We start from the raw sequence: 14,021 nt of genomic DNA, 5'->3' as shown, positions 1-14,021 counted from the left end.
TACTATTCCATATTTGAGGTAATCTTATGATGAGAATAAAATGTCCGCATTGCGGAAGAAAAGAATCAATGCAAGATAAATCAGGGTATTATAGATGCCCGTATTGTGGTAAAAACATTGATTATAACGGTAATCCTATTATTGAACCAACAGCATATGAGCAAAGAGTAATGATATGTCCTTCTTGTGGATTTATTGCTCTTAGTGATGGATATGATCCTGATAATCCACAAATGAAATGCCGAAAATGCGGAAGGGATATGGTTAATACAAAAATGACAGGCTATACTTATGGCGAAGCGTGTGTAGCTTGCCGTCAAAAAGAAATAGACCAAAAACTTCGTGAATCATTTGTTACTAATAATCCTGATTTTAATTCTGAAAAATACAATGAGAATATACAAGATGAAAAAGAAAAAGAATTAAATCGAATGATCGAAACAGGAAAAACTATCGAGCAAGAAAAGGTGGAATACGATCAAAAACAACAAGAAATTGCGTCAAACAGAAATATCCCAAAATGTCCTACATGTGGAAGTACTAATATAGAGAAAATATCAACTGCATCTAAAATTACTGGTGGATTTTTATTTGGAATATTTAGCAATAACATAAGAAAAACATTTCACTGTAAAAACTGCGGATACAAATGGTAGATTTGATCCAATTGTCTACGATTTTCAATACTCATTGTTGAATATATGCGCCAATATGATTTTTCATATTCGGTAGAAGAATTATTTACTTAATCAGAAAAAAGTTCCTGTTGTTGTTTTAACTCTAACATTTTTCTTTTAATTTTTATATATTCTTCTTTAGGTTTATGATGTTTTGAAATTGGATATACTAACCAGTCAAACATAGATTTGCATTTTTTATTTTAAACACCTACTTTCTATTTGGAGGTTGAAACAAAAATGATGGAAAAGAATAAAAAATTAAAATGTTCTAAATGCGGGAAAAAAGGATTATATTTTAATGAAGAAGACAATATTTATTGGTGTGTGATGTGTGGAGCGAATACAAACTCTGACGGTACTCCATATATAGCACCTCCACGACAATATTACATTTGTCCTAGATGTGGTAAGGGTTGGAACTATGCAGAAAATAATCAACATATCTGTAAGAACTGTCATTATGAACCTATGATTAAAACTGAGTTTTCAGATGAAGATTATGAAAATGCAAGTACTTCATCTCCAAAAGCATTTAGACAATTTAAAATAAATTTACGTGAAAAATATACAATCAACAGTGACGTATTCGATTCTGATTTATATAATACATTAATAGCAGAAGAATATAAAGCATCTAAAAAACTTAAAAAAATGGAAAAAGAAAAACGAAAGAATTTTGAAGCTAATAAAAACAAACTTCATTGCCCTACATGTAATTCTACAAACATTAGAAAAATTCCTACAGGTAAAAAGATAAGTGGAGGATTGATGTTTGGTTTATTTAGTAATAATGTCAGAAAAACTTTTGAATGCTTAAATTGTGGGTACAAGTGGTAATTACAAAAGGAGTGATATTATGGATATAAAAGATAGATGTCCACATTGTAAAAATAGAAAGACATTAAGCTGGACAGAAATATATGGAGAAAATGTAATGAGGTGTAGTTACTGCGGACATATGTACAATTCCAATGGAACGGAGCATTTTTTACCACAAGTATTTTATTATATGTGTCCTAAATGTGGAAATGATGAAACTTATTCAGTTAACGAAACTCCAATATGTAAAAATTGTGGATGTGAACATTTAATAAATACGAATTTTACATTAGATGAATATATGAAAATTGGAACAGGAGATAAAAATAAATTTCGTGAATTTAAAACTCATTTACGAGAAAGGTATGTCGTTGATAGTCCAGAATTTGATTCCAAATTATATCAAGAAGTTTTAGACAGAGAATTTAAATCATTTATGTTAAGTTCTTCATCTAATTCTCAAGATTATGAAGAACCAAAAGTTAGATGTCCGAAATGTGGCTCAACTTCAATTGGATCTACCACAAGAGGATATTCTTTATTTACTGGCTTTTTAGGTTCAGGAACGCCTATGAATGTATGCCAAAAATGCGGTTATAAATGGAAACCGTAAATATGATAATTATAATTTCAAAATCCTAAATATAAATCAAGTATGCAAATAGATTGAACAGATTACCCTTTTTATTATAAGTAGAAGAGGATAAATGAGATGATTAATGCAAATACAAAAATAAAGAAAATTTCTGATATAGAACAAAAAACAATAACTCAGAAATACTTTAAATTATGGTATGAAGAATATAAAGATTTTGTAAATGTTAAAGATTTACCAGATATAAAAATAGAGCCATTTATAGATACTGAAAGTCCACGATGTTATATAGATCCTAAAAAGTATAAAATTGTACATGCGAATCAGTTAAACTATTATGTTTTGGGAGAAAAATCAACAAAATCAATAGCATTTCATGAATTTACACATGTGTATGACCATTACTTATTAAAGAAAAACAGTATAGTAGATAAGGAAAATTATGCGTTGATATATCATGAATATCATGCAACAATACTTGAAATGATGTGTGCATTACAATTTAGAAATATTACGGAAAATCCAGAAATAAATATTTATACATCTAAAGTATATCTGGAAAGGGAACATAAAAATTTAAAGCAGTACTTACTGGATGAAAAAAAGAATAAAATAGAACTATTTGAAACACTTTTAAAAGAGCCATTAACGATTACATCTTGGGTTGAAGTTGCCCGTTTTATTGCGTATACATTGGGACGCATAGAATTTTTACGAACATATTGTAGAGATGCATTAGAAGTTTTCGATATTCAAAATTATTTGCAAGAAAATTTGGGGGTACAATTATAAAATTGCAATCTTTATTGTATCTTGCAAAACCATGTGATATGCAAGCTCATCAAATAATCACCAATGTAATGTGTGAGGCGGTATATCCATATATGGAAAAGTGATATAATAGCAGCAGACGTTCGGAACATTCAAATTTTACCTGTATCGTGAAAATTGAACACATCCACCCCATACAGTCACAAGCCCTTTTCTCTGAAATGTAAACCACCGGGGTATACCGTTTCTGTATCCTATTATCATCCAGACCATCAGAACGGATACCAGGACAGCATGACACAACTAGAAAACAGCTGTGTATACAATCTACAATCCATATTCTGATTCGTTGACTGTTAGAATACAATAAGCCCGTAACGTTCTGATCTGCATATCAGACAACACAGAGAAATCAGAGCGTCCCATATAGCTTATGAGAATGGACACAAGGCGGCAGACAGAGACAACGGCGGCTTACAGACAGGACATATACAGCAGTCCAGAATAAACAAATTATAACCAAAAAATAAAGGCTAGGAGAATCACAACGGATTCTCTTAGCCTATTTTTTTACGCTTCACCAATGATGAAATTAACTGCTTTTTCTGCCTTGCTGCTTGCTGATACTATAAACTTGTTGTCGTTCCTGAGAACCTTCAACCAACTCTGGATATATGCTGCACTGTTTCTAAATGTCTTAGGCGTTTCAATTCCTAACAGATTCATAAGGGATGCGCTTCCGATCTCTGCAACCAACTCTTCCTTGCTGTAAGTCTCTGATCCGAAAGCTGCAACTGCTCCGGTCTGTAATCTGTTTAATCTGTTATTGTGTCCGGTGCTGTGTGTCAGTTCATGAAATGTTGTGCTGTAATATTCGTTGATGTTCTTGTACTGCTGTTTCATTGGGACCACAACTCTGTCAAATGACGGGCTGTAATATGCCTGATTGCTTGCACACTCTTCAAAATCAATGTTTTCTCTTTTCACATAATCAGCTATTACTCTGTCCGCTTCTTCGATCGGTTTCACCTCTTCAAAAGGTTTCGCTAATGGCTTAACACCTTCAACCTGTGAAATATGAAATACGTTGTAATATCTCAGCATTGGGATCTTCCTGATCTCTTTCTCTCCGGTGTCTTTGTCTGTCTCTTCTTTTTCTAATATCTTCCAGAAAACAACGATTTCAGATTTCTCACCTTTACGAACATGTCCGCCAAGATCAGCCCACTGTTTAAATGTTGCATACTCACCGGAATGTTGGAGGAGCATCTGATTTAATAAGCTATATGGTCTCTTGCTGATCCGGTTAAATGCTCCTGATCTCACGCCAGTCCACGGCTTTTCCCACGGGATATTACCTTTTTCCAGTTCTGCAATAATTCTTGCTGTTACCATTTCATATACATTTGATTTTGCCATTTGCCTTACCTCCGTGTGATTTATTATGAGGTAAGTATACACCTAAAATAAGTGTATGTATATTGACAAAATAGATATAATATGAACTTGATTTTGGTGCATATTATACATATGAAACAAGTGTATATATTCTAATGTCTATTCAACAGCATCTTCTATATATTCAAGTATATCACCTGGTTGACAATGTAAAAGGTTACATAATGTATTTAAAGTTTCTTTGCTTGCAATTTCACCAGTTCGAATTTTTTGTATTTGTGCTTCACCAATGATCTTATCTTTTCTTAATTTATATGTTGTATAACCCTTAGTTTTTAATTCTTCTAATATATCTATTTTGTATTTCAGCATAAAAAATCCCTCCTATTTTGAATTGTAACATCTTTCTTTGTGGTTTACAAGTGAGATTTAATAAACACTTATAACAGGTGTATAATATACACAAAAAACAAGTGCATATTTTGTGCCATTTGTCAATGGACATACACTTAAAATAGGTGTATTATAATCTCAACAACAAAACAACAGCAACACACAAGCAACCGGATAGCCGAAAGCTTCCAATACTTGAATCCATATACCTGTGAGATCAGCAATAGGGCGTGTCAATAGTCAGGAAGATGATTCAAGGGTTGCAACATAAGAGATCAATTCACAGGAGGATAAAACATATGTGTAGAACAATGAACGAACTCGAGAAGGTTGTAGCTGATTACAGAGGACTGAAGGCTATGAAAGAACAGCTTGAAGAAGAATTAAAAGCTGTGGAGCGTGAGATCATCGGCTATCTTGATTCCAATGAGAAGCTTTCCGAAACTGGTAACGACTTCACAGTAAAGATTTCTACCTGTGAACGCCGTACAGTTGATGCCAAACGACTTGAGGCGGATCTTGGCAGCCTTGCAGAGTATCAGAGAGTTAGCCAGTACCGCAGATTATATGTTAAATAAGAAGCTGATCCTTCCGGTGGGGGTTAACCGGAGAAAGGTGGGAACATGGTGTTAAACATCTTTAAGCACAAGAACAAACCGGATCACAATAAACAGTCTGCTGAGATCAGAATGATTCAGAATGATATACAGACAGTTGCAGAGAAGTATGAGGCAACTCGGCAGCAGTTACTGAAGAATCTGGAACTGATTAACACGATTTTATAAATCCTATCTCTTCCGGTAGGTAGTCAGACCGGAGAAAGGTGAAAAGATGAGATTTAAAGATTTAATCTTTGAAAGAATCGAACATTATGATCCTTATAATTCAAGAGCTAAAAGTAATGGCATGGTATCCGAATGGGTTGCAAGAAATAGTTGGGGCAATGCTGTAGCCTTCGGCAATACTAAAGCTGAGTGCTTACAGGATGCACGAAGATATGTAGCTATCCAGAATATTTGATTAACAAGTGGTCGCAGCCACTATAAATAGGGCTTTAAGCTGTGAGCGTTGACCGTCACAACGGCGGTCAGGTAGTCAGAGAACAAGGAGGACAAGAGCATGTTATACAGAGTACATTTTAACACATCAAACGCCAGCTATTCCAGATGCTTCACAGACAGATCAGAAGCTGAGAAGTTTTACAATGATCTTCTTCATTCCGAGATCTACAGGAACGTTTCTTTTCAGGAAGGATAATCTTACCGCTGACCTATCGGCGTTACGGGGCTTTTATCAAATTGTTTATTGCTGTGCTATCGGCATGACGGGCAAGGAGGACAGAAATCATGAGAAAAACAGAAACAGTGATGACTTATGACCAGTGGGAGTGCAGATTTAAAAAAGCACTCAAAAAAACAATTAAGCAGAAACTGAATACAGCATTACAGTATGTTGCTTTTTTCATTCTCATGGTTGGCTTTCCTCTGGGAATGATTGCACACTGGTTATTGTTTGGATATTAAGAGAAGGGAGAAGCGTATGGATAAGCAGAAAATGCATAAAGGTTTGGAGAATACAAAAGTAACAGGAATGTTTGCTGTTACATCTAAAAACGGAATTATTCGTAATATTGGGAACAGCACTATCATGCAACCAAAGGTACAGTTTAGTGGAAAGCCTATGAAATGGTTTGATGACAGCAAATTATTGAAGAAAAAACAGAAATAAGAAGAGAAGTATATACATATGGGGAGAATGCTTGTGTGTTCTCCCTGAAATATAGACAACAGGAGGATTATAAGAAATGGCAGTAAAGTATCCAAAATTTAACGAGTTAAAGAAGGAACCAGCTTTTAACTGGTTGGTAAAATCCGAGGGGGAAGATTTTAAAACTAATAAGGCAATCATTCGCTTAGATATGTTTCATCCAAACAGGAAAGTAAGTATTTCAAACGATATGAAGAAAGCTATTTTAACACTGTTAAAAAAGTATATAGATGTAGAACACAATCCATGCACAGATGTAACCATTAATGTAGAGTTGCAAAAGGTATTTGATCGTAACAGCAAGCGGAAACCTAAAACGGAAATCTACTACATCCTGTGCGTCACTGTTAAGAAAATGAATGGTGAAAGTTGTAATCTGAAAAACACAATGGAGATTCATAACGTAAAAGGCTCTGGATTATTATATAAATCTTGTAAAATTTATGCCTATGACTCATTGAAACAGTTCATTCTTAAGTAAAGGATGGAGGTGTAGCGGTTGTGGCTATTGTATTGACAAATGGGCAGCATTATATTACTACGGATGATAGTGGAAAGATAAAAAAGGTACAGGATATTGAAAAAGCACAGACATTCTATTCTTGTAATGTTGCGATGCGTAAAGTAATATTCAATCCAAAAAAATGTGAAGGATTTTTTCCATATGATACGGATGATTTTATGAATGATCCATTATGCAAAAAAGACAATACTAAAAAGAAACTTCAAAAGATGAAACGCAGACAATATACTGCTTATGAGAGAGAATTAGTATATCGTAAAGGCGAATGTAAATGCTACATATGTGGGAAAGATTTATTATTATCAGATATGACCTTAGATCATGTTGTGCCATTAGCTAAAGGTGGAGCTGATTGTTTGGATAATCTTATGCCGTGTTGTAGGGAATGCAATACATGGAAAGCAGATAGTTATTCGGGTGATTTTGGAGAAAAGATAAGTAATATTTTTATGTATCAGATGGATGATAAAATTGGAAATAAGATCATATGGAGATTCATTAAAAAATACTTGGGAAAACAGATGAAAGATCTTTATGGTTAAGCGTAGATAAAGAAAAACCTACTAAGGGACTAGGAAATAAACTATTCTTTGTGATATTTTTGAGATATTTTTGAGATATTGCAGGGAATAGTTTATTACATATGGTGTTCGAGAAACCTAGTATATTCAATAAATACAAGGAAATTATGGAATCATATGGTATATAGATGTTGAATATTATGTAAACTTCGAGAAAAGCCAGTAATAGCAAGGAATTATAGGATAATTCCTAGTAAGATGGTATGAATTAATAAGGTGAAAAAACTATATACGTTGAAAATACAACGAAAAACGAAATTAAATACGAACTATTTTTCATGATTTTGGTATAGTGCAGGAAAATGAGAAAAGTGCTGAAAAGCCTTGATTAGCAAGGCTTTGATAAGGATGGTAGTAGAAAACCAGTAAAATCAAGGCTTTGCAGACAGCAGGCAGACGGTGCTTTTATAAAAAATGAATATGAAGATAGAAAAAGACGCATTTTTGAGATTTGCGTCTTTTTCTATTGGGCTTTCTGCTTTACCTTGAAAAATTAGCAGACAACAGCAAACGCCATTGAATGGACTTCCATTGATGGTGTTTTTTTATTGTCTGGAAAGGAACAGAAAAATGGAAACAACATACGAAAAAGAAAAGCGAAAGGCGGTCTATGTGTGCCCTTAAATTAGGAAGCCTGTTTGATGGAATCGGCGTGTTCCCTCTTGCGGCTTCCCGTAATGGAATCATTCCCGTTTGGGCAAGTGAGATTGAAAAATCCCCGATTGCCATAACAAAACGCCATTTCTCCGGCATGGAACATTTAGGGGATATTACAAAGATACATGGAGGACACATCCCTCCTGTCCATATTATTACATTCGGCTCTCCCTGCCAGAACCTTTCTAAAATCGGGAAACGTGAGGGACTGGCTGGAAGCAAATCAGGTCTGTTTTTTCAGGCTATCAGAATTATAGAAGAAATGAGGTGTGCTACAAATGGGTTATATCCAGTTATCGCTGTTTGGGAAAACGTCATGGGAGCGTTTTCTTCAAATGACCGGATGGATTTTAGAGCCGTGCTGCAATCATTTTCCGATACCGAAATTTCAATGCCTCCTACTGGAGGATGGGCTAACGCCGGTATGGTGCGAGGGGGAAAAACTGACCTGTGCTGGCGGCTCATGGACGCCCAGTATTGGGGAAAGCCCCGGCTTGTTCAGCGAAGAAAAAGAATCTTCCTTGTGGCAGATTTTAGAGGACAGCGTTCCGCAGAAATACTATTTAAGCCCCGCAATATGTTCCCGATTCCTCCGCCTTGCACAGACTACGGGCTGCCCGCCGCCGGAGCCAGTCGAATATCTCTTGATAAAACAAGGGGGAAGATACCCATCATCCGCCCCTTTCAGGAACGGCGTATGCGGAGTGCTGCAAAATCAGGAAACCAGTCTGCTTTCCTCGCAAGTTTCGGACGACCAGATGAACCTTTTCCAACTCTGCTGGCAAAAGCAGTCAATATGATTTCATTCTGGTATGAGGGGGAAGAAAAAGACGGAGTTCTCCGAAATTTGACACCTGTGGAGTGTGAGCGTTTGATGGGATTACCAGAGGGGTGGACAGCATATGGAAATTTAGGACAGCCCATCAGAGATAATGCACGGTGCAAAGCACTTGGAAACGCAATCGCCCTACCGTGTGCTGATTACATCATGGCAGGAATAGCAGAAACCATACACGAATAAGAAAGGCGGTATTGTATGACAGAAAAGAATCGTTCCCCTCCGCTGTCGGATGGAACATCAACAGAAACTATCGAACCAACTATATTATTTCAGAAAGGACAGGTACATCTATATGGAATTAAAATTCGTTATCCCCAACATGGAAAAGACATTCGGCAACTTGGAGTTTGCCGGAGAAGACAAAACAGAACAAAGAAGAATCAACGGACGCATGGCGGTACTCTCCCGCAGCTTCAACCTTTATTCAGACGTACAGAGGGCGGATGATATTGTGGTTATCCTCCCTGCCGAAGCCGGAGAGAAGCATTTTGACTTTGAAGAACGTGTGAAGCTCGTCAATCCCCGTATCACCGCAGAGGGCTATAAAATCGGCACAAGGGGCTTCACTAACTACATTTTACACGCTGACGATATGGTAAAAGTGTAAGGAAAAGGAGGACATCAGACTATGAGATTAGCAAACGGAATCGTGATTGACAAGGAAGCAACATTCGGGGCATTGAAATTTTCTGCCCTCCGCCGTGAGGTTCACCTCCAGAATGAAGACGGCTCGGTATCAGAAGAAATCAAGGAGCGTACCTATGACTTAAAATCCAGAGGACAGGGGCGTATGATTCAGGTTTCTATCCCTGCCAGCGTGCCATTAAAGGAGTTCGATTACAACGCAGAGGTGGAAATCATCAATCCTGTGGCAGATACCGTGGCAACGGCTACCTTTCAGGGGGCAGAGGTGGACTGGTACATCAAGGCGGATGATATTGTTCTGAAAAAAGGTGCTGCCATGAATCCGCAGCCGCCAAAGAAAGAACCGCCAGCAGAAAAATAAGTATGGACGCAATTACTGGATATGAAGAATACGAACAGGACTTCCGGCTGGTTTCTCTGCCGGAATACTGCTGGATGGCAGGTCAGCTTCTTATCGAAGCCCTAGAAGATTATCAGCCGCCGGAAAATCTGGCAGTTTATATGCCGGAATGTCTGTGCAGGGAGTCATCCGGCTATACTTTTTTATTTCAAGCCCATATGGAAGACAGCAAGAAAGGATATTCGCTGCTTTATATGGGCTATTTTTAATCACGGAAAGGAGGATTGTTCCCATGAAGCAGCTTTTCCCCCGTGGAAAACGTATCCGTCCCACGGATAAAGACCTTGTGTCCCATACTGCCCTTGCTGCCCTGTTCCCTGTCTTCCTGCTGGTTGTCCTACTGTTTCATATCCGGCAAATAGCCGGAACCAACTGGCAGGAAGTGCCCCTCTCCCAGATAGCACAGGATGTAAATATCCCTTACCTGTTATTCAGCATGGGCATGGCAGGGCTGGTGTGTCTTACAACAGTTCTTCTGTTCTGGCGATACCGCAGGGACGAAGTAAAGCAGCTCATCCACCGCCAAAAGCTGGCAAGGATGGTGTTGGAAAACAAGTGGTATGAATCGGAGCAGAGAACGGAAGACGCTTTTTTCAAGGACTTGTCTTCCAGCCGTTCCAAAGAAACCATCACTTACTTTCCCAAAATCTACTACCGGATGAAACAGGGCTTGCTCCATATCCGTGTAGAAATCACCTTGGGGAAATATCAGGAACAGCTCTTAAACTTGGAGAAAAAACTGGAAAGCGGCTTGTACTGTGAGCTGACGGATAAGGAATTAAAGGATTCCTATGTGGAGTACACCCTGCTCTATGATACCATTGCCAACCGTATCTCCATTGAGGACGTACAGGCAAAGGATGGCAGACTCCGGCTCATGGAAAATGTCTGGTGGGAGTATGACAAGCTCCCCCATATGCTCATTGCCGGAGGAACCGGCGGCGGAAAGACCTACTTCATCCTGACCCTCATTGAAGCCCTGCTCCGCACCAACGCCGTCCTGTTCGTGTTAGACCCCAAAAACGCCGACCTTGCGGACTTACAGGAGGTTATGCCGGATGTGTACTACAAAAAGGAAGATATGCTCGCCTGTATTGACCGTTTCTATGAGGAAATGATGAAACGCAGCGAAGACATGAAGCTCATGGAGAATTACCGGACAGGGGAAAACTACGCTTACTTGGGGCTTCCGGCAAATTTCCTTATCTTTGATGAATATGTGGCATTTATGGAAATGCTCGGCACAAAGGAAAATGCCGCTGTCCTCAACAAGTTAAAACAAATCGTTATGCTTGGGCGGCAGGCTGGTTTCTTCCTGATTCTCGCCTGCCAGCGTCCGGACGCAAAGTATCTGGGGGATGGAATCCGTGACCAGTTCAATTTCCGTGTGGCTCTGGGGCGGATGTCGGAAATGGGCTATGGGATGATGTTCGGGGAAACCACAAAGGACTTCTTCCTAAAGCAGATAAAAGGGCGTGGCTATGTGGATGTGGGAACCAGCGTTATCTCGGAGTTTTACACACCCCTAGTACCCAAAGGACACGATTTCCTCAAAGAAATAAAAAAACTGACAGACAGCAGGCAGGGAGTGCAGGCGGCGTGCGAAGCGAAAGCCGCAGAAACGGACTGACCTGCTGTGGCTGGTGTGCCGCAAGGCACGCTAGCATAAACCCCTCGTATCTAACAGAGGGGTACAAATCGACAGGCAACAACCAAACAACAGGGCAGAATCCCACGGTACACAAGGGATTTTTCCCATATCCGGCGTATGTCAACAAGGCTCCGAAAGTTGACATACGCTTTTTTAGACAGGAGGGATTTTCGCTGAACGAAGAAACATGGGTACGGGACATCAAAGAGAAACGGGAAGTTTACGGTATCTCACAACAGAAACTTGCCTTAGCTGCCGGAATTACCCGTCCGTACCTGAGCGATATTGAAACGGGCAAGGCTCACCCATCCGAAACATTACAGGAAACCATCACGAAAGCTCTGGAACGCTTCAATCCAGACAATCCCCTTGAAATGCTCTTTGACTATGTGCGGATTCGCTTTCCCACTACGGATGTGAAGCATATCGTGGAAGACGTGCTGCGGCTAAAACTGCCTTACTTTATCCATGAAGACTACGGCTTCTACTCTTACACGGAGCATTACTATCTGGGGGATATTTTCGTTCTGGTATCACCGGAACTGGAAAAAGGGGTGCTGTTGGAACTGAAAGGGCGTGGCTGCCGCCAGTTTGAAAGCTATCTGCTGGCACAGGAACGGAGCTGGTATGAATTTTTCATGGACGTTCTCATGGAGGACGGCGTGACGAAGCGGCTTGACCTCGCTATCAATGACAAAACGGGAATCCTGAACATTCCCAATCTGACAGAGAAGTGCCGGAATGAGGAATGTATCTCGGTCTTCCGCAGCTTCAAAAGCTACCGCAGCGGCGAACTGGTACGGCGTGGGGAAAAAGAATGTATGGGGAACACCCTGTATATTGGTTCCCTCCAAAGTGAGGTGTACTTCTGCATTTACGAAAAGGACTATGAGCAGTACAAGAAGCATGATATTCCCATTGCGGACGCAGAGGTAAAGAACCGCTTTGAAATCCGGCTGAAAAATGAGCGTGCCTTTTACGCCATCCGTGACCTGTTAGAACATGACAATCCAGAACGGACAGCCTTTCAAATCATCAACCGCTATGTCCGGTTCGTGGACAGGGACGATACAAAGCCCCGTTCTGACTGGCGTATCAGTGAGGAATGGGCGTGGTTTATCGGGGAACACAGGGGAAGCCTGAAACTGACAACCAAACCGGAACCCTATTCCTTTGAACGCACCCTGCACTGGCTCTCACATCAGGTAGCACCCACCTTAAAGCTGGCTCTCCGTCTGGATAAGATGAACCACACCCAGATTGTCCATGACATCATCACCCATGCAAGGCTGACGGAGAAGCATGAAAAAATCCTGAAGCAGCAAGCCGCCGCTGCAAAGGAGGTGGTGCTTTAACGGCGGCAATCTTGAAACATAAGGAATCTTACAAGAAAGAAAGGAGCTTTTATGAATTTCGGACAGAATCTTTACAACTGGTTTTTATCCAACGCCCAGTCCCTTGTGCTGCTGGCAATCGTGGTGATTGGACTGTACCTTGGATTTAAGAGGGAATTTTCCAAACTTATCGGTTTTCTGGTGGTGTCCCTTGTAGCGGTCGGTCTGGTCTTCAATGCGGACGGTGTAAAGGACATTTTACTGGAACTGTTCAATAAGATTATCGGTGCATAGAAAAAACATATCACACTTCCGTTATGGAGCAAGCTCTGATTGCTTCATAGCGGAAGTCCACTAGGGGCTTGGGGAGCGTAACTCCCCAAAAGAAGCCTGACGGAGAATGGAGGTGACACTGTGGAAGAAATGCGGATTTACATTGCCAACTTAGGAAAATACAATGAGGGCGAACTGGTGGGGGCATGGTTTACGCCGCCTGTGGATTTTGAGGAAGTCAAGGAACGTATCGGCTTGAATGATGAGTATGAGGAATACGCCATCCATGACTATGAGCTGCCCTTTGAGATTGACGAATACACCCCCATTGAGGAAGTCAACCGCCTGTGTGAAATGGTGGAGGACTTACCGGAGTACATTCAGGAGGAACTATCAGAGCTGCAATCCTACTTTGGCAGTATCGAAGAACTCTGTGAGCATGAAGACGATATTATCTGCCATTCCGGCTGTGACGATATGGCGGATGTGGCTCGCTACTATCTGGAAGAAACTGGACAGCTTGGGGAACTTCCGGCACACTTACAAAACTATATCGACTATGCAGCCTATGGGCGTGACATGGAATTGGAGGGAACCTTTGTTGTCACAAACCACGGCGTATATGAAATCTTACGGTAGACCCGTCTGTATCTCTTTCAAGAAATACAGGCGGCTTTTTTATTCAGGGGCGGC

The 14,021-nt window shown here is 39.9% G+C and carries 22 protein-coding genes; 20 read left to right on the top strand and 2 right to left on the bottom strand.

The window, feature by feature from the left end:
• Positions 1 to 26: 26 nt before the first annotated feature.
• From DWX61_RS12160 to DWX61_RS12150, 4 genes are all read left to right on the top strand, one after another.
• Positions 27 to 656 carry a primosomal protein N' gene (locus tag DWX61_RS12160; RefSeq protein WP_147419629.1) on the top strand — a complete coding sequence of 210 codons (630 nt, stop codon included), beginning with the start codon at positions 27 to 29 and terminating at the stop codon, positions 654 to 656.
• Positions 657 to 917: 261 nt separating this feature from the next.
• Positions 918 to 1,517 (top strand): hypothetical protein, encoded by a 600-nt coding sequence (locus DWX61_RS12155; RefSeq protein WP_118625531.1) that lies wholly within the window; start codon positions 918 to 920, stop codon positions 1,515 to 1,517.
• Positions 1,518 to 1,536: 19 nt separating this feature from the next.
• Positions 1,537 to 2,112 (top strand): hypothetical protein, encoded by a 576-nt coding sequence (locus tag DWX61_RS18795; protein ID WP_147419628.1) that lies wholly within the window; start codon positions 1,537 to 1,539, stop codon positions 2,110 to 2,112.
• Between the two features lie 99 nt (positions 2,113 to 2,211).
• The gene (locus tag DWX61_RS12150) at positions 2,212 to 2,886 is read left to right on the top strand and encodes a hypothetical protein (RefSeq protein WP_118625529.1); all 675 of its coding nucleotides are present in this window, start codon (positions 2,212 to 2,214) and stop codon (positions 2,884 to 2,886) included.
• Between the two features lie 549 nt (positions 2,887 to 3,435).
• On the opposite strand, the gene DWX61_RS12145 is transcribed toward DWX61_RS12150, so the two are convergent.
• Entirely contained in the window at positions 3,436 to 4,284 is an 849-nt protein-coding gene (locus DWX61_RS12145) for an ArdC family protein (protein WP_118625527.1), read from the bottom strand.
• A gap of 138 nt (positions 4,285 to 4,422) precedes the next feature.
• The gene (locus DWX61_RS12140) at positions 4,423 to 4,635 is read right to left on the bottom strand and encodes a helix-turn-helix domain-containing protein (protein ID WP_118625525.1); all 213 of its coding nucleotides are present in this window, start codon (positions 4,633 to 4,635) and stop codon (positions 4,423 to 4,425) included.
• A 320-nt stretch (positions 4,636 to 4,955) separates the two neighbouring features.
• On the opposite strand from DWX61_RS12140, the gene DWX61_RS12135 reads away from it, so the two are divergent.
• From DWX61_RS12135 to DWX61_RS12075, 16 genes are all read left to right on the top strand, one after another.
• Positions 4,956 to 5,234: a hypothetical protein gene (locus tag DWX61_RS12135; protein WP_118625523.1), complete on the top strand. Its 279-nt coding sequence runs from the start codon at positions 4,956 to 4,958 to the stop codon at positions 5,232 to 5,234.
• 45 nt (positions 5,235 to 5,279) lie between these two features.
• Positions 5,280 to 5,441 (top strand): hypothetical protein, encoded by a 162-nt coding sequence (locus DWX61_RS18975; protein ID WP_182433995.1) that lies wholly within the window; start codon positions 5,280 to 5,282, stop codon positions 5,439 to 5,441.
• 46 nt (positions 5,442 to 5,487) lie between these two features.
• Positions 5,488 to 5,676: a hypothetical protein gene (locus tag DWX61_RS12130; protein WP_118625521.1), complete on the top strand. Its 189-nt coding sequence runs from the start codon at positions 5,488 to 5,490 to the stop codon at positions 5,674 to 5,676.
• A gap of 99 nt (positions 5,677 to 5,775) precedes the next feature.
• Positions 5,776 to 5,913, top strand: a complete 138-nt coding sequence (locus DWX61_RS18970) for a hypothetical protein (RefSeq protein WP_182433994.1) — start codon at positions 5,776 to 5,778, stop codon at positions 5,911 to 5,913.
• 89 nt (positions 5,914 to 6,002) lie between these two features.
• A complete protein-coding gene (locus tag DWX61_RS18965) occupies positions 6,003 to 6,179 on the top strand; it encodes a hypothetical protein (protein WP_182433993.1) in 177 nt (58 codons plus the stop codon).
• A gap of 16 nt (positions 6,180 to 6,195) precedes the next feature.
• Complete coding sequence (locus DWX61_RS12125) at positions 6,196 to 6,384, top strand: hypothetical protein (RefSeq protein WP_118625519.1); 189 nt, start codon at positions 6,196 to 6,198, stop codon at positions 6,382 to 6,384.
• Positions 6,385 to 6,460: 76 nt separating this feature from the next.
• Positions 6,461 to 6,904 (top strand): hypothetical protein, encoded by a 444-nt coding sequence (locus DWX61_RS12120; protein WP_118625517.1) that lies wholly within the window; start codon positions 6,461 to 6,463, stop codon positions 6,902 to 6,904.
• A 20-nt stretch (positions 6,905 to 6,924) separates the two neighbouring features.
• Positions 6,925 to 7,488, top strand: coding sequence for an HNH endonuclease (locus tag DWX61_RS12115; RefSeq protein ID WP_118625516.1), 564 nt, complete (start codon positions 6,925 to 6,927; stop codon positions 7,486 to 7,488).
• Between the two features lie 649 nt (positions 7,489 to 8,137).
• Positions 8,138 to 9,205: a DNA cytosine methyltransferase gene (locus DWX61_RS12110; protein ID WP_118625514.1), complete on the top strand. Its 1,068-nt coding sequence runs from the start codon at positions 8,138 to 8,140 to the stop codon at positions 9,203 to 9,205.
• A gap of 112 nt (positions 9,206 to 9,317) precedes the next feature.
• A complete protein-coding gene (locus DWX61_RS12105) occupies positions 9,318 to 9,632 on the top strand; it encodes a YdcP family protein (RefSeq protein ID WP_118209968.1) in 315 nt (104 codons plus the stop codon).
• A 21-nt stretch (positions 9,633 to 9,653) separates the two neighbouring features.
• Positions 9,654 to 10,031: a YdcP family protein gene (locus DWX61_RS12100; protein WP_118209967.1), complete on the top strand. Its 378-nt coding sequence runs from the start codon at positions 9,654 to 9,656 to the stop codon at positions 10,029 to 10,031.
• Between the two features lie 2 nt (positions 10,032 to 10,033).
• Positions 10,034 to 10,279, top strand: coding sequence for a hypothetical protein (locus DWX61_RS12095; protein WP_032547033.1), 246 nt, complete (start codon positions 10,034 to 10,036; stop codon positions 10,277 to 10,279).
• A 23-nt stretch (positions 10,280 to 10,302) separates the two neighbouring features.
• A complete protein-coding gene (locus DWX61_RS12090) occupies positions 10,303 to 11,700 on the top strand; it encodes an FtsK/SpoIIIE domain-containing protein (RefSeq protein WP_118209966.1) in 1,398 nt (465 codons plus the stop codon).
• Between the two features lie 194 nt (positions 11,701 to 11,894).
• Entirely contained in the window at positions 11,895 to 13,076 is a 1,182-nt protein-coding gene (mobT, locus tag DWX61_RS12085; protein ID WP_179985537.1) for a MobT family relaxase, read from the top strand.
• A 51-nt stretch (positions 13,077 to 13,127) separates the two neighbouring features.
• A complete protein-coding gene (locus DWX61_RS12080; protein WP_002570387.1) occupies positions 13,128 to 13,349 on the top strand; it encodes a hypothetical protein in 222 nt (73 codons plus the stop codon).
• 129 nt (positions 13,350 to 13,478) lie between these two features.
• Positions 13,479 to 13,967, top strand: coding sequence for an antirestriction protein ArdA (locus DWX61_RS12075; RefSeq protein ID WP_173721802.1), 489 nt, complete (start codon positions 13,479 to 13,481; stop codon positions 13,965 to 13,967).
• The last annotated feature ends 54 nt before the right edge of the window (positions 13,968 to 14,021 follow it).

Origin of the sequence: Ruminococcus sp. AF20-12LB, assembly GCF_003478985.1 — a bacterium.
Taxonomy (GTDB): domain Bacteria; phylum Bacillota; class Clostridia; order Lachnospirales; family Lachnospiraceae; genus Blautia_A.
This window is presented reverse-complemented; position numbering and strand designations above follow the sequence as displayed.